This window comes from Williamsia sp. Y721 (assembly GCF_059683565.1).
This window is the reverse complement of record NZ_JCASNH010000003.1, coordinates 234,599-257,524: the sequence shown is the minus strand read 5'-3', so window position 1 is coordinate 257,524 and position 22,926 is coordinate 234,599. Positions and strand designations below refer to the sequence as shown.

Annotated in this window: 23 protein-coding genes and 1 riboswitch; of the genes, 13 read left to right on the top strand and 10 right to left on the bottom strand. The window is 62.7% G+C overall.

Annotated elements, in window-relative coordinates:
- Positions 1–77: 77 nt before the first annotated feature.
- Together AC56PL_RS15860 and AC56PL_RS15855 are read right to left on the bottom strand one after the other, a co-directional pair.
- Positions 78–1,283, bottom strand: coding sequence for an alpha/beta hydrolase (locus AC56PL_RS15860; protein WP_497154456.1), 1,206 nt, complete (start codon positions 1,281–1,283; stop codon positions 78–80).
- A 46-nt stretch (positions 1,284–1,329) separates the two neighbouring features.
- On the bottom strand, positions 1,330–1,539 hold the full coding sequence (locus AC56PL_RS15855; RefSeq protein ID WP_497154455.1) for a hypothetical protein: 210 nt from the start codon (positions 1,537–1,539) through the stop codon (positions 1,330–1,332).
- 25 nt (positions 1,540–1,564) lie between these two features.
- Here AC56PL_RS15855 and AC56PL_RS15850 point away from each other — a divergent pair, with 25 nt between their 5' ends.
- A complete protein-coding gene (locus AC56PL_RS15850) occupies positions 1,565–2,113 on the top strand; it encodes a CGNR zinc finger domain-containing protein (RefSeq protein ID WP_495516320.1) in 549 nt (182 codons plus the stop codon).
- 34 nt (positions 2,114–2,147) lie between these two features.
- On the opposite strand, the gene AC56PL_RS15845 is transcribed toward AC56PL_RS15850, so the two are convergent.
- Complete coding sequence (locus tag AC56PL_RS15845) at positions 2,148–2,549, bottom strand: Rv0313 family protein (RefSeq protein WP_497154454.1); 402 nt, start codon at positions 2,547–2,549, stop codon at positions 2,148–2,150.
- Positions 2,550–2,674: 125 nt separating this feature from the next.
- Here AC56PL_RS15845 and AC56PL_RS15840 point away from each other — a divergent pair, with 125 nt between their 5' ends.
- Positions 2,675–3,442: a haloacid dehalogenase type II gene (locus tag AC56PL_RS15840; protein WP_497154453.1), complete on the top strand. Its 768-nt coding sequence runs from the start codon at positions 2,675–2,677 to the stop codon at positions 3,440–3,442.
- 18 nt (positions 3,443–3,460) lie between these two features.
- On the opposite strand, the gene AC56PL_RS15835 is transcribed toward AC56PL_RS15840, so the two are convergent.
- The gene (locus AC56PL_RS15835; RefSeq protein ID WP_497154452.1) at positions 3,461–3,895 is read right to left on the bottom strand and encodes an ArsI/CadI family heavy metal resistance metalloenzyme; all 435 of its coding nucleotides are present in this window, start codon (positions 3,893–3,895) and stop codon (positions 3,461–3,463) included.
- A 179-nt stretch (positions 3,896–4,074) separates the two neighbouring features.
- Here AC56PL_RS15835 and AC56PL_RS15830 point away from each other — a divergent pair, with 179 nt between their 5' ends.
- The 5 genes from AC56PL_RS15830 (at position 4,075) to AC56PL_RS15810 (ending at position 8,812) form a co-directional block, all read left to right on the top strand.
- Positions 4,075–4,578, top strand: a complete 504-nt coding sequence (locus AC56PL_RS15830; protein WP_497154451.1) for a flavodoxin domain-containing protein — start codon at positions 4,075–4,077, stop codon at positions 4,576–4,578.
- Positions 4,578–4,883: a hypothetical protein gene (locus tag AC56PL_RS15825; RefSeq protein ID WP_495516315.1), complete on the top strand. Its 306-nt coding sequence runs from the start codon at positions 4,578–4,580 to the stop codon at positions 4,881–4,883. Before AC56PL_RS15830 ends, AC56PL_RS15825 begins: the two co-directional genes overlap by 1 nt.
- Before the next feature lie 78 nt (positions 4,884–4,961).
- Complete coding sequence (locus tag AC56PL_RS15820) at positions 4,962–5,405, top strand: Fur family transcriptional regulator (RefSeq protein ID WP_497154450.1); 444 nt, start codon at positions 4,962–4,964, stop codon at positions 5,403–5,405.
- A 36-nt stretch (positions 5,406–5,441) separates the two neighbouring features.
- On the top strand, positions 5,442–7,673 hold the full coding sequence (gene katG, locus AC56PL_RS15815; RefSeq protein ID WP_495516313.1) for a catalase/peroxidase HPI: 2,232 nt from the start codon (positions 5,442–5,444) through the stop codon (positions 7,671–7,673).
- Positions 7,674–7,708: 35 nt separating this feature from the next.
- Positions 7,709–7,910: riboswitch (cobalamin riboswitch) on the top strand.
- A gap of 215 nt (positions 7,911–8,125) precedes the next feature.
- Positions 8,126–8,812 (top strand): (2Fe-2S)-binding protein, encoded by a 687-nt coding sequence (locus AC56PL_RS15810; protein WP_497154449.1) that lies wholly within the window; start codon positions 8,126–8,128, stop codon positions 8,810–8,812.
- 658 nt (positions 8,813–9,470) lie between these two features.
- Here AC56PL_RS15810 and AC56PL_RS15805 read toward each other — a convergent pair.
- The 3 genes from AC56PL_RS15805 to AC56PL_RS15795 form a co-directional block, all read right to left on the bottom strand.
- Positions 9,471–10,871 carry a carotenoid oxygenase family protein gene (locus AC56PL_RS15805; protein WP_497154448.1) on the bottom strand — a complete coding sequence of 467 codons (1,401 nt, stop codon included), beginning with the start codon at positions 10,869–10,871 and terminating at the stop codon, positions 9,471–9,473.
- A 129-nt stretch (positions 10,872–11,000) separates the two neighbouring features.
- On the bottom strand, positions 11,001–11,438 hold the full coding sequence (locus AC56PL_RS15800; protein WP_497154447.1) for a VOC family protein: 438 nt from the start codon (positions 11,436–11,438) through the stop codon (positions 11,001–11,003).
- Positions 11,439–11,565: 127 nt separating this feature from the next.
- On the bottom strand, positions 11,566–12,789 hold the full coding sequence (locus AC56PL_RS15795) for an oxygenase MpaB family protein (protein WP_495516308.1): 1,224 nt from the start codon (positions 12,787–12,789) through the stop codon (positions 11,566–11,568).
- A 147-nt stretch (positions 12,790–12,936) separates the two neighbouring features.
- On the opposite strand from AC56PL_RS15795, the gene AC56PL_RS15790 reads away from it, so the two are divergent.
- The 5 genes from AC56PL_RS15790 to AC56PL_RS15770 all read left to right on the top strand — a co-directional run bounded on the left by AC56PL_RS15790 (position 12,937) and on the right by AC56PL_RS15770 (position 18,559).
- Complete coding sequence (locus AC56PL_RS15790) at positions 12,937–13,617, top strand: TetR family transcriptional regulator (protein WP_495516307.1); 681 nt, start codon at positions 12,937–12,939, stop codon at positions 13,615–13,617.
- A 122-nt stretch (positions 13,618–13,739) separates the two neighbouring features.
- Positions 13,740–14,558, top strand: a complete 819-nt coding sequence (locus AC56PL_RS15785) for a mycofactocin-coupled SDR family oxidoreductase (protein ID WP_497154446.1) — start codon at positions 13,740–13,742, stop codon at positions 14,556–14,558.
- Between the two features lie 110 nt (positions 14,559–14,668).
- The gene (locus AC56PL_RS15780; RefSeq protein ID WP_497154445.1) at positions 14,669–15,934 is read left to right on the top strand and encodes an amidohydrolase family protein; all 1,266 of its coding nucleotides are present in this window, start codon (positions 14,669–14,671) and stop codon (positions 15,932–15,934) included.
- A 169-nt stretch (positions 15,935–16,103) separates the two neighbouring features.
- Positions 16,104–17,285 carry a metallophosphoesterase gene (locus AC56PL_RS15775; RefSeq protein ID WP_497154444.1) on the top strand — a complete coding sequence of 394 codons (1,182 nt, stop codon included), beginning with the start codon at positions 16,104–16,106 and terminating at the stop codon, positions 17,283–17,285.
- A 77-nt stretch (positions 17,286–17,362) separates the two neighbouring features.
- The gene (locus AC56PL_RS15770) at positions 17,363–18,559 is read left to right on the top strand and encodes an oxygenase MpaB family protein (protein ID WP_497154443.1); all 1,197 of its coding nucleotides are present in this window, start codon (positions 17,363–17,365) and stop codon (positions 18,557–18,559) included.
- A gap of 4 nt (positions 18,560–18,563) precedes the next feature.
- On the opposite strand, the gene AC56PL_RS15765 is transcribed toward AC56PL_RS15770, so the two are convergent.
- From AC56PL_RS15765 to AC56PL_RS15755, 3 genes are all read right to left on the bottom strand, one after another.
- Positions 18,564–19,226, bottom strand: a complete 663-nt coding sequence (locus AC56PL_RS15765; RefSeq protein ID WP_495516302.1) for a nitroreductase family protein — start codon at positions 19,224–19,226, stop codon at positions 18,564–18,566.
- A gap of 484 nt (positions 19,227–19,710) precedes the next feature.
- On the bottom strand, positions 19,711–20,826 hold the full coding sequence (locus AC56PL_RS15760; protein ID WP_497154442.1) for an FAD-dependent oxidoreductase: 1,116 nt from the start codon (positions 20,824–20,826) through the stop codon (positions 19,711–19,713).
- Positions 20,823–21,704: a DUF1295 domain-containing protein gene (locus AC56PL_RS15755; RefSeq protein WP_497154441.1), complete on the bottom strand. Its 882-nt coding sequence runs from the start codon at positions 21,702–21,704 to the stop codon at positions 20,823–20,825. Before AC56PL_RS15755 ends, AC56PL_RS15760 begins: the two co-directional genes overlap by 4 nt.
- A 131-nt stretch (positions 21,705–21,835) precedes the next feature.
- Here AC56PL_RS15755 and AC56PL_RS15750 point away from each other — a divergent pair, with 131 nt between their 5' ends.
- Positions 21,836–22,858 carry an ABC transporter substrate-binding protein gene (locus AC56PL_RS15750; RefSeq protein ID WP_497154440.1) on the top strand — a complete coding sequence of 341 codons (1,023 nt, stop codon included), beginning with the start codon at positions 21,836–21,838 and terminating at the stop codon, positions 22,856–22,858.
- Positions 22,859–22,926 lie beyond the last annotated feature (68 nt).

The following is a 22,926-nucleotide window of genomic DNA, read 5'->3' as shown; positions in this document are numbered from 1 at the left end:
TATAGACACGAAGTGTGCAAATAACTCACCGCAGATCAGGAAGTTCTCCGGCGCGAGTTGATCCACACCAGCGGAGTTCATGGCTCCATCAAGCGAGCCAACCAGGGCGTCGAATCTGCGGGTGAGGCGTTGACCGTGCCGCTGTGGTCCGTCGGATACACACGCAACGTCACCGGTTGCCCGTTGGCGGTGAGCGCGGCAGCCAAAGTCAACGCGAATGGGGCCGGAACGTCGACGTCAAACAATCCCTGGCCGAGGAAGATCGGCCTGTCGTAGCCACGATCGGGTGTGGCCAGGTATTCCTGCACTGCGGCAGACAAGCCCGGCACTTCGGCCAGAGGCTTGCTGAAAAGCGTTCTCGAGTCCAGATCTTTCGTGAGTTCGGCCATCGCCGGAAGACAGAGTGTCTTGGCTTGATCGATGACTTGTACGGCCTGCGGTGTCAGCGCAGAGCGGGTTGCGACGTCGGGGCGGGCATCGAGAAACCCGGCGAGGATGTACACCATGTATGTGGTGAGTCCGGGTGGCAGGGCAAACGGTGGAAACGCCGGCCCGAACAAGCTGCCCGGATACTCGATGTAGGCGGGCGTGCCGGTGGCAACAACACCTCGATAGTCGAGCCCCGATCCGGTGGACAGACCTGTCGCCCGATGAGCAGCACCGAGCGCAGCACCTGCACCCTGGGATTGGCCGACGATGGCCCATCGTTTCGCCAACGGCACGCCGACGAACTGCGCTGCGATCACCGAGTCCACGAGGTTGTGCCCGGCCGCTTCGGTACCGAGATACTGCATGAGCCCGGGAGTCCCGAGTCCGGCGTAGTCGGTGGCAACAACGGCATAACCCTGTCGCAGCCAGTGTCCGAGGTAGGCCGCGTCGCGGGCGGACCGAGGAAGGGCCGAAGGTGTGCAGTCATCACCGAGTCCGGTGGTGCCGTGGGCCCAGGCGATGACGGGCCAGCCGCCGCCGGGTACCGCTCCGTGGGGAATGAACACAGCGGCGGTACTCGTCGTGACATCCGAATCAGCGGAACGCCTTGTGGTGTAGAGGAATCGGCGAGATATCGCTGCGTCGGGAAGTGACAATGCGGGGTCGAGTTCCGTCTGCGCAACGATCTCCCCAGGAACAGAACCCACAGGGGTCGGAGTGTTTCGCGCGTCGATGCCAGACCATTGTGGAGCCACGAACGCGGGCATGTCGTCCGCTACGGCAGGGCTAACGGTTGCCAAGGCGGACATGATTCCAGCGACCGCGATGAACACGACGACGCTGTGAAATCTCATACCGTTCGATGCTAGCCCTGACCGGACTGTCCATCGCGCGATCGCATCATTCGGAGCCGAGTTCTGCACTGATCCCGTCCGGCACGACGCGCCCGGGTGTCCACAAATCCACCCGACGGGTCCCGCAGCGAACACAACGCTGGTAGATCACCACCCCGAGCGAAGTCGAATGCCGCGATTCACTGGACCAGGCGTGCTCGCACGCCGACGTGAGCGTGGAATGCGCCGCCGATTGCGGTTCGCTGGATGAACTCATGCACCCACAATGATGTAATGGCCTTATGCATCTCAACCCTTACGGGGAGTATGCCGTACTCCTTGCCGCATCGCTGGCCGACGATTGGCCGGAGTCACGAAGCGGCATAGTCGAACGGACCCGCAGATTCGGCATGACCATGGACTTCCCCGACGAGCCGACCGACCACCACCGCACGCGCGCCGTGATCGATCAGTGGCTCGATGTCGTCGACGCCGAAACTCCCGACGCGCGGGCGGTGAAACTGAATGCACTGATGAAACAGGCGACCGCCTACCCTCGCCTGACCGACCACGACGGCGAGGGCTGGCATCTGCACTACCGCGACGACGGGCAAACGCTGCCAGAGGTACTACTGGCCGTGATCAGCGTCGGTACCGCGCTTCACCTCACCACCCGTGGGATGAATCGACTGTCGCGATGCGCTGCCGGTATGGCACCCGGTGACCCATGTGTCCGCGTTGTCGTCGACATCACCAGAAACGGACGGCAACAGTACTGCTCAGTTCGGTGCGCAAACCGGGCCGCCGTACGTCGACATCGGGCCGGGCATCGAACAACAGGTATCCGCTGATCCGCCGAGGTACGTTGGCCGGCATCGAGATCGGCTATGTACTGCTGTCATCAAGGACGCCGACAGACACCCCGTACGGCAGGAATCGAACCTTACGTCGAACGTCGACATTGTCTTTGTGTGAACGCAGGGCGTCGAGCTCCGACGCGAACACCTGGTCGATGCGCGCTGTTCCGTCGTCATCGACCGTGTAGATGGCCCACACACCGTCGCCGGTGTCACCCGTCGTCTCCCGCGGGGGTGCAGAAGGCTTCGCCTTCGCCGCGGAGTTGCCGAACATCGACTCACTGAAGAAAGCCACGAGTGGCTGATCAGCGCCTGATTGCGACATCCCTTTGGCAACCTGGCCGAACAGATCGCGAAGTCCGTCACCGGCTTCGCGAGCGATGCGGTCGATGTCTTCGGGATCGAAGCCGAACGGTCCGTTGGTGCTCATAGATCTCACTCCTTGTAGTGGTCGCCTCCAGTGTGCACGCAATACACGGCCCCGTGGTCCATTGCAGGTCACACACCCGAATCACCAATACACCACTGGCGCGGAGAGACGTGTAGACAGAAATGGTGAGCACGTTCGACTCACACAACGAGGTACCGACCAGGAGTGCGCCCGTGAACTTCGCCGACTACGAAGCGCTCAGTTTCGACTGCTACGGCACCCTCATCGATTGGGAGACCGGCATTGCGTCGGTACTGGCCCCGTGGGCCGCCGAGGCGGGACTCGAGTTGTCCGACGAACAGTTACTACTCGCCTACGCCGACAACGAGGCCGACGCGGAACGCGAAACGCCCACTGCCCGGTATTCAGAAATCCTGTCCGAGGCCTTTCGCCGCACCGGCCAGGACCTCGGAGTCGGGGTATCGCGGGAATGGGCTGCGCGCATCGGCAATTCGGTGCCGTCCTGGCCGGCCTTCCCGGATTCACCCGCCGCGCTGCAGTCGCTGGCCGAGAACCACCGATTGATCATCCTCTCCAACGTCCACCGAGAAGGCTTCGCGGGCAGCAACGCCCGACTCGGTGTCGACTTCGACAAGATCATCACGGCCGAAGATGTCGGAGCGTACAAACCTGCAGCCAACCACTTCGACGCCCTCGGCGCCGCGCTCGACGAACTCGGCGTAGCACGCGAAGGTCTACTTCATGTGGCGCAGAGCCTGTTCCACGACCACGTCCCCGCCAAACGCCACGGACTCGACTCGGTGTGGATCAACCGGCGGCACAACCGAACCGGGTGGGGCGCCACGCCTGCACCGTCCGAAGATTTCAGCTACGTGGCGGAGTACCCCTCGATGGAGGCGTTCGCGCGAGCCGCACGCACGCCAAAGATCTGAAGAAGACCTACCGGTCGGTCAACTCGCGCAGCAGGGCCCGCCCGCAGCGGCATCATCCGCCAAGACCTCAGAGGCCGTACCGAATGTTTCCGAATCGGCAAGAACCGTGTAGACCTCCCATTTCTCGTTCGCCGGTCCGGTCACCCACACCTTGTCCTGGGTCGCGAAACAGCACGTGGTGCCGATCTCTTCGGCGGTGAACAAACCCTCGTCACTCAGACGCGCGATCTCTGAGTGGACCTTTTCGCTCGAATCCACCTCGACGCCCAAGTGATTGAGCGATCCGCCCTTGCCCGGACTTTCGATGAGGACGAGCTTCAGAGGTGGTTCGACGACGGCAAAGTTGGCATAGCCGGGCTTGCGCTTGGCCGGTTCGACGCCGAACAACTTGGCATAGAACGTGACCGCCGCGTCGAGATCATCGACGTTGAGGGCGAGCTGAACACGGGACATGACACTACCTCCACCTGTACGACATACATCTAATTACTGCACCACCCAGGGTGCCACCTTTTCGACATATGTCAATAACAAGCGAGGTCTTGTGCAAGCACCCGGCCATACCCCTGCGCTGAGCATGGAAGGACCCAGTCCATCGAGGTAGCATCGCGTTGTCGACGACAGGGAGCATCATGCGAGTTCTCGTGGCCACCGCCAGCAAACACGGAGCAACCCGCGAGATCGGTGCACGGCTGGGCGCGGAGGTCTCGGCGGGGCTGAAGAAGCGGAACGTCGAAGCCGAGGTTACCGTGGTCGATGTCGAAGATGTCGAGACCGTCGAAGACTTCGATGCCGTGATCCTCGGCAGCGCAATCTATCTCGGGCGATGGCTCAAACACGCCACCAAGCTCGTCGACCGCGAACTGCCTTACCTCCAAGATCGCCCGGTGTGGCTGTTCTCCAGCGGTCCGGTCACACCCGGTGATGATGCCGAGAACCTGACATGGGCCACCACGCCATGGGCGGTCGAGCACCACACGTTCGGTGGCAAGGTCGACCGTTCCGTCCTGTCCTTCACCGAACGCCTCGCGGTCAATGCCGCACACGCGCCGGACGGTGACCTTCGCAGCATGGACGAGATCGCGACATGGGCAGACAGTATCTGTACACATCTGACGACCAGGGCAGGCCGGTGATGAACTCGAATCAGCATGGTGACAAAACGCCACAGATCCGCGTGGAACCAAGATTCCAATACGGCGAGCCGGTGAGAATCGATGACCAGACAACCGTGATTCCGGTGTCCCGACCCACAATACGAGGCCGAACCACCCCGTTGGGCCTGTATACGATCGTCAACGGTAAGACCACATGGACCCCTGCCATCGACGGAGCAACTGTTGCATTGATCGGAGTTCTCACCGGTCTCATCGCGGCGACACTCGGATCGGCCGCGGTACTGAAACAGCCTCCGTGGCCGCGAATGACCATCCGTAAGTGACCGATCTCGCCAGACTCAATTTTTACTGATTCCAGAAAACGCAACACTGATGGCAACGAACTTGCCTATCGTGGGGTCGTGGCCCCCACACCGGACAACGCGGATCGGCTACGCGGTGCAGACCTTCGGGTAACCCGGCCGCGGATGGCGGTGATGGATGCCGTCGACGGTCACGCCCACGCCGACACCGAAACTATCTTCGATGTTGTGCGCGCCGTGTTGCCAACGGTGTCACGGCAAGCCGTCTATGACGTGCTCAGTGCATTGACAACTACGGGACTGATTCGCCGTATTCAGCCCGCCGGCCATATCGCACGTTACGAAAGCCGGGTTGGCGACAACCATCACCACGTCGTGTGCCGTAGCTGCGGTGTCATCGCCGATGCGGACTGCGCCACGGGCGAACGCCCTTGTCTCACAGCCTCCGACGACCACGGCTTCGTCCTCGACGAGGCAGAGGTCGTCTACTGGGGTCGATGTCCGGACTGCACCGGACCCACCATGAACCGGTCACATCCGTGATCACAGCCCAATTCATCACCATCTGAAAGGAATCCTGTGACCTCTGACAGCCGTCCCCCCAATCCCGATTCCGGGACCAAGAGCACCAGCGAGAGCGAGAATCCGGCGATTCCATCGCCTACGCCGAAGGCTCATGCCCCGCTGACGAACAAAGACTGGTGGCCGGAACAGATCGACCTGTCGGTATTGCACTCGCACACCTCGAAATCGAACCCGCTCGGCGCCGACTTCGACTATGCGAGAGAGTTCGCCAAACTCGACGTCGACGCGCTCAAGGCCGACGTCATCGCATTGATGACCGACTCGCAGGACTTCTGGCCCGCTGACTACGGCCACTACGGGGGCCTGTTCATCCGGATGAGCTGGCACGCCGCCGGCACGTACCGCATCTTCGACGGTCGCGGGGGTGGCGGCCAAGGTGCCCAGCGGTTTGCTCCCCTCAACAGCTGGCCGGACAACGCCAACCTCGACAAGGCGCGTCGACTGCTCTGGCCCGTCAAACAGAAGTACGGCAGCAAGATCTCCTGGGCTGACCTTTTGGTGTTCGCAGGGAACACCGCCCTGGAGTCGATGGGATTCCAGACCTTCGGATTCGGATTCGGACGACCAGACATCTGGGAACCCGAGGAAGTGTTCTGGGGTCCAGAAGAAGAGTGGCTCGGCACCGATAAGCGGTACCAGGGCGAGCGTGAACTCGCGCAACCCCTCGGCGCCACCACGATGGGGCTCATCTACGTGAATCCCGAAGGCCCAGAAGGCAAACCGGATCCAATCGCCGCGGCCCAAGACATCCGCGAAACGTTCAGCCGGATGGCGATGAACGACGAAGAAACCGCAGCCTTGATCGTCGGTGGACACAGCTTCGGGAAGACCCACGGCGCCCACCCGGCCGATCGGATCGGACCCGAGCCCGAGGCCGCACCGATCGAGCAACAAGGATTGGGTTGGAAAAACGGCTATGGCAAGGGTAAAGCCGAAGACGCCGTCACCAGCGGACTCGAGGTCGTCTGGACATCGACACCCACGCAGTGGAGTAACGGTTTCCTCGAGATTCTCTACGGCTACGAGTGGGAGCTGACGAAGAGCCCGGCCGACGCTTGGCAGTTCACAGCCAAGGACGGCGCAGGCGCAGGCACAATTCCCGACCCATTCGGCGGACCGGGGCGAGCCCCGACAATGCTGGTCACGGACGTCGCGCTGCGTGAAGACCCGATCTACGCCGAGATCACCCGCCGCTGGTTGAAGAATCCTGAGCAGCTGGCCGAGGCGTTCGCCAAGGCCTGGTACAAGTTGCTCCACCGCGACATGGGGCCGATCACCCGCTACCTGGGTCCCTGGGTTCCCGAGCCGCAGCTGTGGCAGGACCCCGTTCCGGCCGTCGACCACCCGCTGGTCGATGACCAGGACATCGCTGCACTGAAGGGCAAGCTGACCGATTCCGGACTGTCGGTCTCTCAGTTGGTCAACGTGGCATGGTCGTCGGCGAGCAGCTTCCGCAGCACAGACAAGCGTGGCGGCGCCAACGGTGCACGGATCCGTCTCGAGCCGCAAAAAGGCTGGGACATAAACGAACCCGCCGAGTTGGCCAAGATCTTCCCTGTCCTCGAACAGATCCAGCAGGACTTCAACGGTTCGGCTTCGGGTGGCAAGAAGATCTCCTTGGCCGACCTGATCGTGTTGGCGGGTTCGGCCGGTATCGAAAAGGCGGCCAAAGAAGCCGGTCACGCCGTCACGGTGCCATTCACGCCGGGTCGGACCGATGCTTCTCAGGAGAGCACCGACGTGGACTCGTTCTCGGTCCTCGAGCCCCGGGCCGACGGATTCCGGAACTACTCACGCAGTGGTGAGAAGATCAATCTGGAAACGCTGTTCCTCGATCGTGCGTACATGCTCGATCTGACCGCTCCGGAGGCAACCGTGCTCGTGGGCGGCCTACGATCCCTCGGCAGCAATCACGCCGGTAACAAGCATGGTGTGTTCACCGACCGTCTGGGAACCTTGACGAACGACTTCTTCGTCAACCTTCTCGACGGCAGAACCGAGTGGAAGCCATCGGAAAACGACGAGAATGTCTACCAGGGCACAGATCGGTTGACCGGCGACGCCAAGTGGACTGCGACACCGGCCGATCTGGTGTTCGGTTCACATTCACAGTTGCGCGCTCTGGCCGAGGTCTACGCACAGGCCGATGCCGATGAAAAGTTCGTCAACGACTTCGTCGCGGCGTGGGTGAAGGTCATGAACAACGACCGCTTCGACCTGAGCTGATTCTCGACCGAAGCGACAGCACCCCGCTTGCCTTGTGGCAGGCGGGGTGTCGTCGTTGTGTTAGATTCAGCCGGTCCTAGCGACAGCGAAAGAGGAAGCCGGTGAAAGACCGGCGCGGTCCCGCCACTGTAATCGGGGATGCAACTTTCCATCACGGCCGCGACCCATTGGGGTTGTAAGGCGGAAACGAGCAATGATCCGAGAGCCAGGAGACTCTGCGTTGCCGCACCTTTCTGCCCGGGGCGGATTTCCCCGAGAGAGGCGTCATCGCCATGCGTGTACGCAGTGCAACTCACCGAGTTGCGTTATCCCCCGCATGCATCACCGAACTCGATGTACCCGGCGTGCTCAGCGGGGCATCCCGCGGATCGTATGTCGCCCGCCTTCGACCGTGGCCGGATGCGCTGTGACCCACATACGATGGTGGTTCGACATCGACGCGGAGCCAAACCATGGATGATGCGAACGCCCCCGGCCGGGACAACTCGGATGTTGCCTCGATGCTCGCCCAGGTGGCCGAGTCGGGACCGTACTTCACACTCGGTTACGGGCCGGTGTCCGACAGGGACTGGCAACCCACCGCCACACTCCGAGAACCTGATACCCGCGACCGCCTCGTCGCGGAGGTCGCCCTCGCGCTGAACGTCGACGAAGAACGCGTTGCCGCCTCCACAGTCTTCTTCGGATATGCGGCACGGTTGTGGTCAATCGCGGCAGGAACCCGTCTGGACGACGGCCGCTGCATACACCTGGGACCTGATGAACTGTTGTGGCGCAGCATCAACGGATCACTACAGCTTCACGTCGAAGAACCACGAATGGGACGATCGGCGCGGACCGAGGTACTCGACAGCCAACTCGACCCCTGTATCGATGCCTGGCGAGACATCGTCGCACCCGGATTGTTGTGGGGCAACACCACATCCGCGTTGCTCGGCGCCGCCCGGATCACCGGCGATATCACGTCCCGTTGGGTCGCCGCCCTGCTCAACGATCCTCGTCTTCAGCTCACGGTGGATCCGGTCACCCATCGCCGACGAAGCTGCTGTCTCTTCTACCGCACGCCCACCGGAGGCGTCTGCGGAGATTGCCCATTCCCCTCGCCACCCACTACCGGCCCAGCAAAGGAAATACCGTGACCGTCAGCTTCTCACCGCTGATCGTCATGCTGCCCACACCGTTCCTCACCAATACCCAGTCGCTCACCGGGCAACCCGTCTGAGAACACCTCGCACTGCGGGACCGGGTCCGTGCCGACTTCCTCGGTCTCGAACCGGATCCGCTCGACCGTACGGGACAAGGTTTCCGGCGCGGTTAGCCGATCCGGGCAATCCCCCTGTGCCGCCGACTATATTCTGATCGCTTTCGTATTCAGATCAGGGATCGTCCAAGGGGTGGGGAAATCGATGAAGATTCGTTGGCTCGCGGCTGCGGTGGCAACTGTTGCTGTGTTCTCGAGTCAGGCCGTTGCCGGTGCGGCTCCGACAAAGTACCCCGTGCAGTGGGATTTTCGAGTGGCCATCCCAAAGATCCTCGATCAGACCCTTGATCCGAAGTGGGCCCCGGACGGCGCCAATGACCCGAACTGCAAACTTCCCGCTCCAAGGCATCGACGACATCGAAAAGTCAGGGCGCGAGGTGGCGGGCAAGATCGATGCCATCATGCGCAAGACCGGCGCCAAACAGGTCGACCTGGTGGGCTGGTCGCAGGGTGGCGGTTTATTGCCGCACTACTACATCGATTTCCTCGGCGGAGACACGAAGGTGGACAAGGCAATCGGGATTGCGCCCCGGCAATCACGGACCGGGCCGGAATGCGCCATGAAAGGTCATGGGGACGTGATGACTCAGGTTGATCGACGCAACCGGTCCCCTATCAGGATTGCGCGCCGATAGGACAACAACTCGGGATCGCTGGTGTGCGGGTTGGTGTTCGAGCGAGAGCAACCAGCCGTCACCCTCCGCGCCCGAGGTGTCATCCGCCGCGAAGAGCGGCTCGCAGATGGTGTCGCCGGCGGCGGCGACATATCTGGAATGGGTTCCGGTGCGGTGGTCGATGGTGGTGATGGAGTCAGGGTTCCCACCAGAGGTCGATGCCTCGGCAAGGTACGAGAACCGGTGGGCCACAGTGGCCTGCCGGTGATCGAGTTGCGGAAACTCGCATCCGACGTCGTTGAGTTGCTCTTCGGTGACTTTGCGTGTGCGGCGGTTGATGGTGAGCCGCTTCAGGGTGCCACCGAATGCCGGACCGGGGTTGTCCCGGAAGTTGTGAAGATGCTCGTTCCAACCCTCCCAGCCCGAATCCTGATCGTGCGCAACAAGTTCGACAACGGTCTCGGTGTCGCTGTCATAGGCATTGTTGACGTGGAAGTGGAACAGCGCGTCGTGATCGATACTGATCGACTCACCACCGGTACGGGGAACCAGGACAATCCTCGTCCCTCGGCGCGGCTCGAAGGTCAGAGCGTCGTCGATCGGCCGCAGACCAAGAATTGCCGGAACAGGGTTCTTTACAACGATCGGATCGATGATGAATACAAGGTACCGCTGGGTGAGGGCAAAATCGTGGATGAATCCGAGCCGAGAGATCGGGACACTCTGAAGCTCGGTGATGCTGCTGTCACCCGGCGCGAGTCGGTAGCAGCGGATCATCGGCCGCGGAAAGAAGTCGACGCCGAAGTTGAAAGTTTCGCCGGTTGTCGGATCGGTTTTGGGGTGAGCGGAGAACGCGCCGAGGCGCTTCAGTGCTCCATCAAAGTCGTCGGGGCCGATGGTTTCCAGGGTCTGCGGGTCCAGTTGATGCGGCCGACCGCCCTCCCACAACGAATACAGCTTGTTGTTGTGCAGCAGGACATTGGTGTTGGACATGTTCGCCGGGCCGCGCAGCGCATTCGCCACGACTCCGCCGACTCGCTGGGTCCCGATGCCCCGGGGTGGCCGCGCCGCCCGGTTGGCGCGTGCATACGCCCGGGTACGAACATACCGATTGCTGTAATGCACTCCACCAGAATCGATTTCGATTCTCGAGACCATTCCGTCGCCGTCGAAGATGTGGTTGACCGGATGTCCGCCGACATCGAGACGCCCCGGCCCGATGCGGTAGAGAACGCCATTGAGATCGGCCGGAATCTGCCCCTCGATGTCGTTCACCTGATAGTCGAACTCGACATGTTGGGAATCCCACGGGGAGCGTCCCACATCCGTAGCGGTATCAGTCAAACGTCCTGTCGCAGATACACCCATCCATGCAGGGTCGCACAGCTGAGACGGATCATCAAGAGCGTCTCAATGCGCCGGATGACCGCACCCCCCGCAGCGCCCAGGGCATCAATCCAGACAGAACTCGTTTCCCTCCGGATCGGTCATGACGATGTGGCCGGTGCCGAGCGGCGGGTCCGGCTCACAACGCTGGATCCGCGACGCCCCGAGCGTCACCAGCCGGGAGGATTCCTGCTCCAACGCCGCCATTCGCTCGTCACCGGTCAATCCTGGAACCGCGCGAACATCGAGGTGGACTCTGTTCTTGGCGGTCTTACCCTCTGGAACGCGCTGAAAGAACAGTCGTGGACCCGTTCCATCCGAACTGACCACGGCCGAGGCATCGTTGCGCCGGTCCAGTGGAATGTTCATCGCTTCGAGCGCTGCATCCCAGGAATCGAAGCCCGGTGGCGGGGCCTGGAGCTCGTAACCGAGCACGTCCGCCCAAAACCCCGCCAACGCAGCCGGATCTCCACAATCAAAAGTCACCTGAAACTCGCGGCTCATCGCCTTCGCCCCTTTGTGTTGGTGTGCAGTGTCACCACCGGTCACCCAACCGGCGGCGAGTCCGTTCAGACTTCACACTTGCACACCACAAGGACAGATTCGGTCCGCAATCCTGGGTGAAGTGAGCTTATTTGTAGTTCGGGTTGTTCCCTACCGGCATGATGATGTTGATCGGCATCCTCAGTTCTGACATGTAGAACAACACGAACTGCCGGAGGAACTCGTCGAACAACCAGTAGGCCTCTTTGGGCATGCCCACGTCGAGCAGCCCCTCACGAACGGCAACATATGGGCCCCAGGCGGTTTCGAGCAGCGGAGTCCATACCGGTTCGGTAGGAAGCCGAAGCCAGTCGCCGATCTTGTTGCCCAACATGAATCGGGTCAACGCTCCGAGGATCGGCCGACTCAACAGCGTCAGATCGAGGTTCATGCCGAGATCCAGGAGCATGTCTGCGAGTTTGATGCCCTCGGGCGTCGGCGCGAGAATCGGATCGAGCACCTGTTGGGCCTGCGTTTCCGCCGTGGCCCACGAGTTCGGAATGTACTCGTCCTTCACACCGAGCAGATGGGCGCTCAACTGCCAGGAGTGCAAAAAGCCCTCGGATTCGTCTGCCGCGATGGGCACACCCCAGCGTTTGAAATTCCGCATCACCGTGGTCGGCAGACTGTGCCACGTCACCATGATGTCGGCCTGACTGATGGGTACCTCTTCCGATGCCGAGTTCACCCAATGCGGAGACTGGGGCAGCAAGTGCCGTACCGCGGCATGCGCCAACCGGGTCTTCACGCAGGTGACCACCATCTCGCCATCAGGCTGGTATGCGTTGAGGGATCCGATGTCGTAACCGAGTTTCGCAGTCTTGGTGATGCGGTCTTTCATGTCCGCACCACCTTTGGAGTAGTACACCGCTCGGGCTTCGCGCGGAATGACGGTGCTCATCATGCCGCTGGCAAACCCATAGATCACGCCGAGATAAGTACCCCGCTTTTGGTTGAATCTGACTGCGTCCGCGAGCTTTTCCTGGTCGCTCCAGGCCGGGAGTTGCCGTGCATATTCCATGAAGTCACGCAGATCCGCGGGCAAACCCTGCGGGAGGGGCTGTCCGTTCTTCGTCCAATGACGCAGCAGTTCATTGACTTTCTGCACCTCACCACGGTCGAACAGTGCCGCAACTACGGGATCGGCCTCGACATCCCACACACCGCGCGGGTCGGCACCGGCACCCGTTCCGGGCACCGATCCGGCCGGCGACCATGTCCACGGCGTGGCGGGAGCGGCCAGCGCAACTGCTCCGGCGGCCCCGACGACGCCACCTGCCTTCAGCAAACTGCGCCTGTTGAGATTGTCCATTGTCGGTTGTCCCCATCCCTAATTCTGTTGCAGTGAAACACAAAGCGTTTCCTTGTATCATACCTATCAGAGTGTGCCGCACATCACAAGTGAGCCCGGGCTGGAATATGATCGTGATGAGACCGCGACACCGAAAGAGGAGGGCTAGTGGCATCTGCGCCGACCGACAGCCCCCGATCACCCGAGCCCAGATCCCTGATCGAACGTGCGTTTCACCAGGCACTCGAACAAGCGGACAACGGCGATCGAACCCGAACCCGCCTGCTGGACGCGGCATACGAACAGTTCTGTCGGATGGGCATTCAGCGGTCGTCCATGGAGGATGTCGCGCGCCGGGCCGGGCTGTCCAGGATCACCGTCTATCGCCGATTCGCCACCAAAGACGAACTGGTCGAGCAGGTGATTCTCCGGGAGTTCCGACGATACTTCGACCGGTTTCTCGTCGACATCCAACAAGCCGAGTCCGCCGCCGATCGTGTGGTGCTGGGATTCGTGAGCTCACTTCGCGCGATTCGCGGCAATCCGATGATCGGCGGCCTCATCTCGGCCGAACCAAACCTCGTCGCCGGTTCGATGATCGGCGACAACGGGCTGATGCTGGCCACCGTCCGCCAGTTCCTGGCCGCCCAGCTACGTCAGGAACAGCGCGCGGGTAACGTCTCGACCCGCCTCGACACCGATCTCGTGGCCGAGATGATGGTACGGATCTCGGCGTCCTTCCTGGCCATTCCCAGCCACGTCGTCGACCTGGACAACGACGACGAACTGGCCGCAATCGCCTGGCAGTTCCTGGTGCCCATGCTCGACCCACCCGCCACTTCGAGCTGATCGTCGCCGATGATTTCGGCCGCATCGTGCGGTCTACATCGTCGAATAGGAAAACCCGGGTCGAACGGAAAACCCCGGGTCGAAACCGGTATCCACACGGCGGCGACGAAAGGCGTATCGGCATGGCTGCACTCGAGGGCAAGGTCGCATTCATCACCGGAGCCGCGCGCGGTCAGGGCCGAGCCCATGCCGTCACCCTTGCCCGCGAAGGTGCCGACATCGTTCTGTGTGACATTGCCGCAGCGGTCGAAGAGGTCGATTATCCGGGGGCCACCCCCGACGACCTCGCGGACACGGTCAGGATGGTCGAATCTCTCGATCGTCGCTGCTTGTCGGATATGGCAGACGTGCGGGACCTGATGGCACTGCAGGAGCTCGTCGACCGCGCGACCGCCATGTTCGGCGCGATCGATGTGGTTGTGGCCAACGCGGGGATTGCCAGTGCCGGCCCGATTGCGACGATGTCGCCACGGCGTTGGCAGACCATGCTCGATGTAAATCTCACCGGCGTCTTCAACACATTTCGGGCGACTCTCCCCCACATGATCGATACTGGCGCGGGCCGACTGGTGGCCACCGCATCGATTGTCGCCGGCACCGGGGCAGCCAATTCCGGCCACTACGCCGCCGCCAAAGCGGGGGTTGTCGCTCTGGTCAAGTCAGTGGCATACGAGGTTGCCGAGTACGGGATCACCGTGAACGCCGTACTTCCGTCCGGCGTCAACACGCCGATGATCCACAACCCGTCGACGTACCGAATGATTCGCCCAGATCTCGACGAACCCACCTCCGCCGATGTCGAATCCGTTTTCTCCCAGGGACATCCACGGCCTGGACTTCTCGAGCCCGAAGACGTCGCCAACGCGGTTCTGTATCTGGTGTCCGACCACGGACGGTGCAAATCAGGCGAGTCCATCATCCTCTCGAACGGCCTGCAGTAGCACCGAAAACGGACTTCAATCACCTGAAAAGATCCATCTTCTCTGTGAATGAGAGTATCATTCTCATAGGCCTGCCCCCGGGCACTGCTGCCCAGTACGAGAGGACTCTGATGAATATTGACGACATGGTGATGGTCAGCATCGACGATCACGTGGTCGAGCCCGCCGACATCTTTGAAAAGCACTTCCCGAAGAGCCTCATGGATCAGGCGCCGAAGCTGACCGCCAATCCGCGCAATCCCAAGGTCCAAGCCTGGCTGTTCCAGGACAAGGTGGTCGGTAGCTCCGGCCTCAACGCCGTTGTCTCGTGGCCGAAGGAAGAGTGGGGCATGGACCCCACCGGATACGCCGAGATGCGGCCGGGCGTCTACGACATGGACCTGCGCGTCCGTGACATGGATGCCAACGGCACCCTCGCGGCCACGCTCTTTGCCACCTTCCCCGGCTTTGCCGGAACCCACCTGGCAAGCCTGCCCGACAAGGCCCTGTCGCTGGTTGCATGCCGGGCGTTCAACGACTGGGTGGTCGGCGAGGTCCCCGACGCCCATCCCGGTCGCTTCATCCCGCTGGGTATTCTCCCCTTCTTCGACATCGACGAGTCGGTCAAAGAGGTCCACCGCCTTGCTGCCATGGGATGCCGGTCGATCAGCATCCCGGAAACCCCGTACGGGTCGGGTTTCCCCAGCTTCGAATCCGGTTACTGGGACCCGATCTTTGCCGCATGCGTGGAGCACGGCATCGTCCTGAGCCTGCATATCGGTGGCGGCTTCGGCCTGATCCAGCGGCCCGAAGGGTTCAACATCGACGACATGATGGTGTTGACACCGCTGATCTCCACGATCGCGGCCAACGATGTCATGCTCAGCGGCGTATTCCTGAAGTTCCCCGACCTCAAGTTCGCGATGAGCGAGGGTGGCGTCGGCTGGGTTGCACCGTGGCTCGATCGACTCGAACGCCACGTGGTCAACCAGTCGTGGACAGGTAAGAGCTTCACCCCCAAGGGGATGTCGCCCACCGATGTGTGGAAGAAGAACTTCCTGGCCTGCTACATCACGGAACCGAGCGGACTGAACAACCGCGACCACATCGGGATCGACACCATCGCGTGGGAATGCGACTACCCGCATTCGGACTCCACCTGGCCGTTGTCGCCGGAGACGCTGAAGCCGGAGCTGGACGCCGCCGGACTCACCGACGAGGAAATCGACAAGATCACCTTCGGAAACGTCGCCAAGTTCTTCAACTGGGATCCGTTCAAGCACACCCCACGCGAACAGGCGACCGTCGGCGCACTGCGCGCACGAGCCGAAGATATCGACACCAACGAGACGTCCAAAGAGGAGTACCGCCGACGCTACGAGCTCGCCAACACGTAGAGGCAGCGCTTCGTGTCTGTGGCCCATCGGATCTGATCCGGTGGGCCACACGCATGTGGCCGATCGGCGGTGACCACGCCGGCGATGACCGCCTCCTGCGCATTCGCCGCTAGCCTGGTCGGGATATGACTGAGCAGAGCTTGCCCCATCTCCCGTTCCCAGTGCGTCGATGACACGTCTGATGGTCTTTGCGGTTGTGGCCGCGCTGCTGACCTACTGGTTTCACCGCAGGCTCGTCCGGGCAACCAAGCTCGCACGTCCGTGGTCGATTGTCGTCGACAGTGCACTTGCCCTCCTGTGGGTGCTCGCGGTCATCGGGATGGGCAGCGGCGATCAATTCGACACCTCTTGGGCCCGGCCACTCGGATTTGCCGGGTGGGTGTGGCTCGGTGTCGGCTTCTATCTGATCCTGGGCCTGCTCCTGATCGCTATCGGATCTGCGTTGTCCCGATTGATCGGAGCACTGCGCAGACGTCGGTCGAGCACTGGCACCGACGAGTCGAGTGATGGTCGGACAAGCGGAGACACACGTCTATTGGTGGTGCGCGTGACCACCGCCGCGGTTGTCGTCGGCGCGCTGGTCACCACGACGTACGGCGTAGTTGTTGCGGCACAACCGAAGATCGTCAATGCCTCGGTGGAACTCCCCCGACTGCCCACGCAGTTCGACGGACTCAAAGTCGCGCTGGTATCGGATCTGCACGTCGGGCCTGCTCGCGGCGTCGGGTTCACCAAACGAGTTGTGAAGCTCGTCAACGAACAACGGCCGGATTTGATACTCATCGCCGGCGACCTCATCGACGGCACCGTCGCCAATGTTGCCGCCGACCTCGAGCCGCTCGCCGACCTGTCCGCACCGTTGGGTGTGTACGGAGTCAGCGGCAATCACGAGTTCTATGCCGACGACGGTGGACGCTGGCTCGATGTGTGGGATCGGTTGGGAATCCGGACCTTACGAAACGAACGGGTATCGATCGAACGAGACGGCGCGAGCATCGACATCGTCGGTATCCACGACTACAGCTCGCCGCAACCCTACGAACCGGATCTTCCGGCTGCGCTGGACGGTCACGATCCCGCCACCTTCACGTTGCTGGTGGCACACGAACCACGCCAGGCGTTCGAGGCGTCAGACCTCGGGATCGACCTGCAGGTGTCCGGGCACACCCACGGCGGCCAGATGTGGCCATTCAATTATCTCGTTGGCCTGCAACAACCTTCGGTATCAGGGTTGGACCGGGTCGGTGACACGGTTCTGTACACGACGCGCGGCGCCGGCGCCTGGGGACCCCCGGTGAGAGTGGGAGCGCCCCCAGAGATCACCATCCTCGAACTACATCGCGAAGCCTGAACGACGGCGTCGTCGCGGACCGGGGTCAGCCAAAGTGGAACGCCGCCAACCTCCGCCACTCGTGTTTCACTGAATCCATGGCCACTCAGCTCCCCACGGACCTCGTCAACGCCCAGCGGGCGATATCGCGGTACGGCACGGCCGGGCAGTTCTGGCTCGACGCGATGTGGTCTGCCGATCCGCTTGCCGATGCGGTGGCGCGTGACGACTTCAACGGTTCATCGGCCACCACCGCGGTCCGGGCAGCACTTACCGAGGGCATCGAAGCCGTCGCGGATACACCGGAGTCGCTTCGGGAGCTCTTCGCATTCCTCGACGACGAGCCCGAGTGGGTCGACCACGCCCGCCTCGATCATGCAGCCGATGTGCTGGTCCGCCATACCGCCGCACTGGGCATCGTCCTGGGTGCGGCATCCCTGGTCCGCGGGGCCGGCAACACCATCGCAGGCAAGCCTCTCGCCCTCACCGGGAGATATACGTCGATGCCCGCGATCCGTTCGGTCGAGGTCGGTGAGTGGTTGCGGGCGGTGCTCACCCCGGGCGGCATGCGCCGCGGAGGCAACGGTTTCGCGTACACCGTCCGGGTCCGCGTCATCCACGCACACGTCCGGACCGGTTTGTTGAGCCAGGGTCTCTGGGATCACGCGTCATGGGGTGTCCCGATTCCGCAGCCGTACATGGCATTCACGCTCGCGGAGTTCGGACACATCGCGCTCGAAGCCATGCACAAGGTCGGCGTCCGGCTGACGGACCACGAACTCGACGACATCTACCATCTCTGGCGATATGTCGGCCACGTCATCGGCGTCGACCCACGGATCAACCCGCATGACGAAGCCGACCACGTCCGCATCGAGGAGCTCTACCGACTGACCTCACCGGGTCCTGGCGACGACGACCGCGACTTTGTCACCGCACTCACCTATGACTACCTGGTCCCCGAACTGGCGAACCTCATGCCGGGACCGGACCGCATTTCTCGACAGGTCGCCGGGCGCCTGATGGAGTCACTGTCGCGCGTGTTCATCGGTGACGTCGCGGCAGATCACCTGGGCATCCCCGACGGCAGACTCAAATACGTTCTGGGCACGATGAGCCCGCTGCTCGCGCTCGGTGGCCGGGCCCGACTGGTTCTGGCCGGCGGACGGGACAACCTCACCCGCCGCGGGTACCGGCAGCGTGATGAAGAGATGACACGGATGCGCACGCACTACCGCGTGACCCACGATCTGGTCGACGCGGCACCGCACACCACCGGCGGGTACGCGATCTGACCCGTCAGCTCACCGGGGGTGGAGCATCTGCCAGAGCACCCGGTTCGCCATCCCATCGGTCCAGGGACACGATGTCGCTCAGCGGCTTTCGACGAACGAGGCCGTGCCGTCCCCGCGGCCATCCGACCACCACATGTCCTGCGATGATCCAGTCCGCCGGGACACCGACCGCCTCCCGGAACAACGGTTCACCTTCGTACGACGCCCAACCGGTGAGGCAGGCCCCCAACCCCTGGGACCGGGCGGCCAGCAGAAAGTTCTGCATCGCCGGGAAGATCGAGCCGCCGAGCAACAACTCGGAGGCGGTGGTGAAATTCTGCTGAACAAAGAGCACCGATGTGAACTCACCGGCCCGGTCGTGCAATTCGTACGTCGCCCGGTTCGTCCGCGCACGACGACTGTTGTCGTCGTCGGCGGGCCGCGACATCCCATACACCGGCTCGATCACGTCGAGTGCGTGCTTGGCGGCCTTGCCGACAACAACGCGCTGCTCCGGTGAGCGCAGCACGATAAACCGCCAGGCCTGCGCATTGGCGCCCGAAGGCGCCCAGGAGGCGGCTTGCAGGCAACGGGCCAGCGTGGCGTCGTCGACAGGTTCGTCGGTGAACCGCCGGATCGCGCGAGCGGTCGACATCGCTTCCCAGACATCCGTCGTCGTCTCACCCATGCAAAACTCCCTACCCGTCCCTGACCGGCCTGACCGGGACACGCCCGGCGCGGCGAACTGCCCGACATTTCAGTGATTTGTCTTCGCCACCCTCTCATGGCGCGTCATCGGTGCTCACACCACCGGGCACGACCAGCGCGGATCCGAACGACATCCCCCTTCGGAACCGGTATCACCCGAATCTGATCATCACCGCCACAGAGGGTCCAGTACTGTTATCAACTGACACTCGCTCCGCAGCCCTCGTGCACACACGAGGGCTGCGGACATATCTGGAGGAGCAAGGATTTCTTTGTACTCACCAATTGATGCCGCCATAGACGCATTCCTCAACTCGACTCCGTGGGCGATGGAAATCCTTCGGTTCTTCCTTGCCGGATTGCCGTGATCCACAGCTGATCGGGCACCAACGTCGCTGCCCCCACCCGTAGTCTTCCGGCCCCGCAACATCTCACCGATGTTGCGGGGTCGGCTCGTTTCAAGGTCAGCGCGATCCCCGCACGCCGTGGTAGATCCCGCGCCGGACGATCCAGGGTTGCAACACCCGGTCGATGGACCACGCCGGGAATCGGAAAGCGTGACCGGTCGGTGCAAAGACCTCCAGGCCATCGGCTTGCGCCCCGAGTACCGAGCCCCACCGATGGCTCTTCGGTCGGTAAGACTTGAGTCGACGGCCTTCGAAGTGGGCCCGGACGTTGTGCGCGACGAGACGATCGGCCCTGTTGCGGGCCGACGTTCGTAGCGCGTCGGTGGCGGCGACATCGCCGACGGCGAACACCCCGGTATATCCGGGGACCCTCAAATGGCTGTCGACCCGCACGAATCCGCTCTCGTCGAGGAACTCGTCGGGCAACCATTCGGTGTTCGGACGAGTCCGTCCTATCGCCCACACGACGGCGTCGGCCTCCGAAGGTGGCTGGCCCGTGGTCCATCGAACCGGGTCGTCGATGATCCGGTCGCAGTCGAACCCGTCGGGCACCAACGCCCGGTGCTCGGGATGCAGGTGGACTCCCAGGTCAACCAGTCGGCTCCTGACGCGCCGCCAGGCACGGGGGTGATGGTGCGGCAACGCGCGCTGCCCCGGGTAGTGAAGATCGACGCGGGTACGTGGCCAGCGAGCGGCGATATTTGCGGCGCAACTGACCGCGGCCGCACCACCACCGACGACGACGACCGAGCGCGCCCGCGCGATGGTGTCGTGTGTCTGCTGAAGGTCGTCGTCGATGTCCGTGCCGGACTGGACCGTGGGACGCCGCCAGAACCCGTTGGTGACACCGGTTGAAATCACCAGTGCGTCATAATCTTCGACCCACGCCGACCCGTCCGGGCCGGAGATCGTGACGTGCCGGGCTCCGACGTCGACACCGGTCAGGGCTCCGTGGACGGTTCGCACGCCGTCCAGGCCGCGAAACCTGTCGAAATCGACCCGATAGTCCCGGGACCAGGAGTCCGGACGACTGATCCGCAAACCCAGTTCCTGCCCACTGAGCAGGCCTGGCTTGACCGATATCCCCACCACGTCGCAACGCCCCGCGAGGTGGATTGCGGCCAGGACGCCACTGTCACCCAATCCGGCGATGACCACGCGCCGACGGCTCACACCGTCACCTTCCGTTGCGGCCGTGGGACAAACCGGGATACTCGATCGATCACATGCTGGTATCCCGGGCGGCGCTGCAGACTGCGCTCTTCCATCATCGGGATACTGGCCCCGAGGAACATCGCGAGCATCGCGGCAGCACCGACGAACAGCCACCACACATCCGCGGGCGCGGCGGCAACACCGAACAACGCCAACGCACACCAGAACATGAACTCTCCGAAATAGTTCGGATGCCGCGACCAACTCCACACACCCTGATCCATGATCTGACCGGGGCCTGAGCTGCCGACGTACCGACGCATCTGACCGTCGGCCACCCATTCGAGGAGGACCGCGGCCAACCCCAGCGCACACGCAAACACGCTGAGCCACAACAGGTTGTCGCCCCCGGTGGTCACAGCGACATAGACCGGGAGCATGCCGAGGAACACCTGAGCGGTCGGGATCAGGTGGATCGCCACCAGATCGGTGACAAACCCGAACCGGCCGGCCCGGGCCCGCAGCATCCCATATCGCCAATCCTCATGATGCAGGCCGGGAAACGACTGAGCCCAGTTCGCCGTCAGCCGGATCGCCCAGAGGACCACCACGACCGAAACAAGCCAGCAGTGAATCTGATCGACGCCCAGCCCGCCGGCGAACCACCAGTAGAACAGCAACAGCGGCGGGACCACACTCCAGTAGGCGTCATAGAAACTCGAGTTGCCGTACCACCGGCTGAAGGCGAAGATCACCAGGGTTCCGAGCACGTCGGCGATCAAGGTGTCGAGCCACAAGACGTCGGTCCGCGGACCCCACCCGAGCCAGGCACCCGCGAGCACCAACGCGATCAGATAGGCCACGCCAACCCGGACAAACGAAGCGCTCCTGGTCACCGCCCCGATACTGCCACCGCACGTGCACATTTCGACCCGGAAGCACCATCTTTGCCCAATCAACCGGCAAACGCTGTATGGTGAGCCTGCCCTAATCCCCGCCCCCGAGTCGTTGATGTGAGGAAGCCCTAGTGCACTGGAAGAACCGCCGTTCGGCCGTATCAAAGATTGTCATCGCGTCCGCGACGGTGGCCGCTCTCGTCGGAGCCTCGGCGTGCTCCTCGCCCGACGAGGACAACGACACGTCGGCAACGGTTTCCGCAGAGCCCGGCGCGTATCCCGTCACCATCGAGCAGAACTTCGGTTCGGTGACCATCGACAAAGAACCCACTCGCGTTGCCGCAGTGGGTGTCGGCGACGGCGACACCCTGCTAGCGCTGGGTATCGTCCCGACCACGATGAGCCCGTTCAGCGATCCTGAGGCCAAACGTGTCACCGAGCCCTGGAACGAGGATTTGATCGGCGACAACGCTCCGGTCGTGCTGGCCGAAGCGAGTTCCAACCTCGGCGCCGAGATCCCCAATATCCTGGCAACGAACCCCGATCTGATCGTCGCGGTGAACAGCTCGGTGACCAAGGAGCAGTACGACTCCCTGAGCAAGGTCGCGCCGACGATCCTGCGTGAGGCCCAGTACCCGGACTGGCAGGTGCCGTGGCCGGCCGCCGCGACGCAGATCGGCAAGGCCGTCGGGATGCCCGAGGCGACCCAGAAGCTGATCGACGAGACCGAGCAGGTCTTCACCGATGCCCAGACCGAATACCCCACCATCGTGGGTAAGAAGGGCGCGGTGATCACCAACGGAACCGACGGTGGGGTCGCGATCTACAGCGACACCGACGGACGTGGCCAAACGCTGGCGGAACTGGGTATGACATTCCCGGCCGAACTCGTGCCGACGATCACCAGCGGTTTCTACGGTTCGATCTCCACCGAGAACCTCAACCTGCTGAACTCACTCGACAAGGTCGTCGTTGTCGACTGGCAGGGATCCAACGACAAGCTCAAGCAGAATGCCGCGTTCATGAACCTCGACGTCGTCAAGCGCGGTGGGGTCGTCTGGGTGGACCAGGTCCTCGGCGGCGCGATGTCGGTCCCGTCCGTGCTCACCATCCCCTACGTCGTCGAGCAACTGGCACCGCAACTCGCCCAGTAGTCCAGTAATCCAGTAGTCACGACCAAGCTTTTCCACACACGTCCCCGGGTTCGCGTATGCGCAACTCG

Excerpts from the sequence above, each read along its gene's own strand:
- AC56PL_RS15845 (WP_497154454.1), bottom strand. The coding sequence starts at position 2,549 with ATGAGCACCAACGGACCGTTCGGCTTCGATCCCGAAGACATCGACCGC.
- AC56PL_RS15780 (WP_497154445.1), top strand. The coding sequence starts at position 14,669 with ATGAATATTGACGACATGGTGATGGTCAGCATCGACGATCACGTGGTC.
- AC56PL_RS15830 (WP_497154451.1), top strand. The coding sequence starts at position 4,075 with ATGCGAGTTCTCGTGGCCACCGCCAGCAAACACGGAGCAACCCGCGAG.
- AC56PL_RS15860 (WP_497154456.1), bottom strand. The coding sequence starts at position 1,283 with ATGAGATTTCACAGCGTCGTCGTGTTCATCGCGGTCGCTGGAATCATG.
- AC56PL_RS15785 (WP_497154446.1), top strand. The coding sequence starts at position 13,740 with ATGGCTGCACTCGAGGGCAAGGTCGCATTCATCACCGGAGCCGCGCGC.
- AC56PL_RS15810 (WP_497154449.1), top strand. The coding sequence starts at position 8,126 with ATGGATGATGCGAACGCCCCCGGCCGGGACAACTCGGATGTTGCCTCG.
- AC56PL_RS15835 (WP_497154452.1), bottom strand. The coding sequence starts at position 3,895 with ATGTCCCGTGTTCAGCTCGCCCTCAACGTCGATGATCTCGACGCGGCG.
- AC56PL_RS15855 (WP_497154455.1), bottom strand. The coding sequence starts at position 1,539 with ATGAGTTCATCCAGCGAACCGCAATCGGCGGCGCATTCCACGCTCACG.
- AC56PL_RS15800 (WP_497154447.1), bottom strand. The coding sequence starts at position 11,438 with ATGAGCCGCGAGTTTCAGGTGACTTTTGATTGTGGAGATCCGGCTGCG.
- AC56PL_RS15775 (WP_497154444.1), top strand. The coding sequence starts at position 16,104 with ATGACACGTCTGATGGTCTTTGCGGTTGTGGCCGCGCTGCTGACCTAC.
- AC56PL_RS15765 (WP_495516302.1), bottom strand. The coding sequence starts at position 19,226 with ATGGGTGAGACGACGACGGATGTCTGGGAAGCGATGTCGACCGCTCGC.
- AC56PL_RS15795 (WP_495516308.1), bottom strand. The coding sequence starts at position 12,789 with ATGGACAATCTCAACAGGCGCAGTTTGCTGAAGGCAGGTGGCGTCGTC.
- AC56PL_RS15850 (WP_495516320.1), top strand. The coding sequence starts at position 1,565 with ATGCATCTCAACCCTTACGGGGAGTATGCCGTACTCCTTGCCGCATCG.
- AC56PL_RS15770 (WP_497154443.1), top strand. The coding sequence starts at position 17,363 with ATGGCCACTCAGCTCCCCACGGACCTCGTCAACGCCCAGCGGGCGATA.
- AC56PL_RS15825 (WP_495516315.1), top strand. The coding sequence starts at position 4,578 with ATGAACTCGAATCAGCATGGTGACAAAACGCCACAGATCCGCGTGGAA.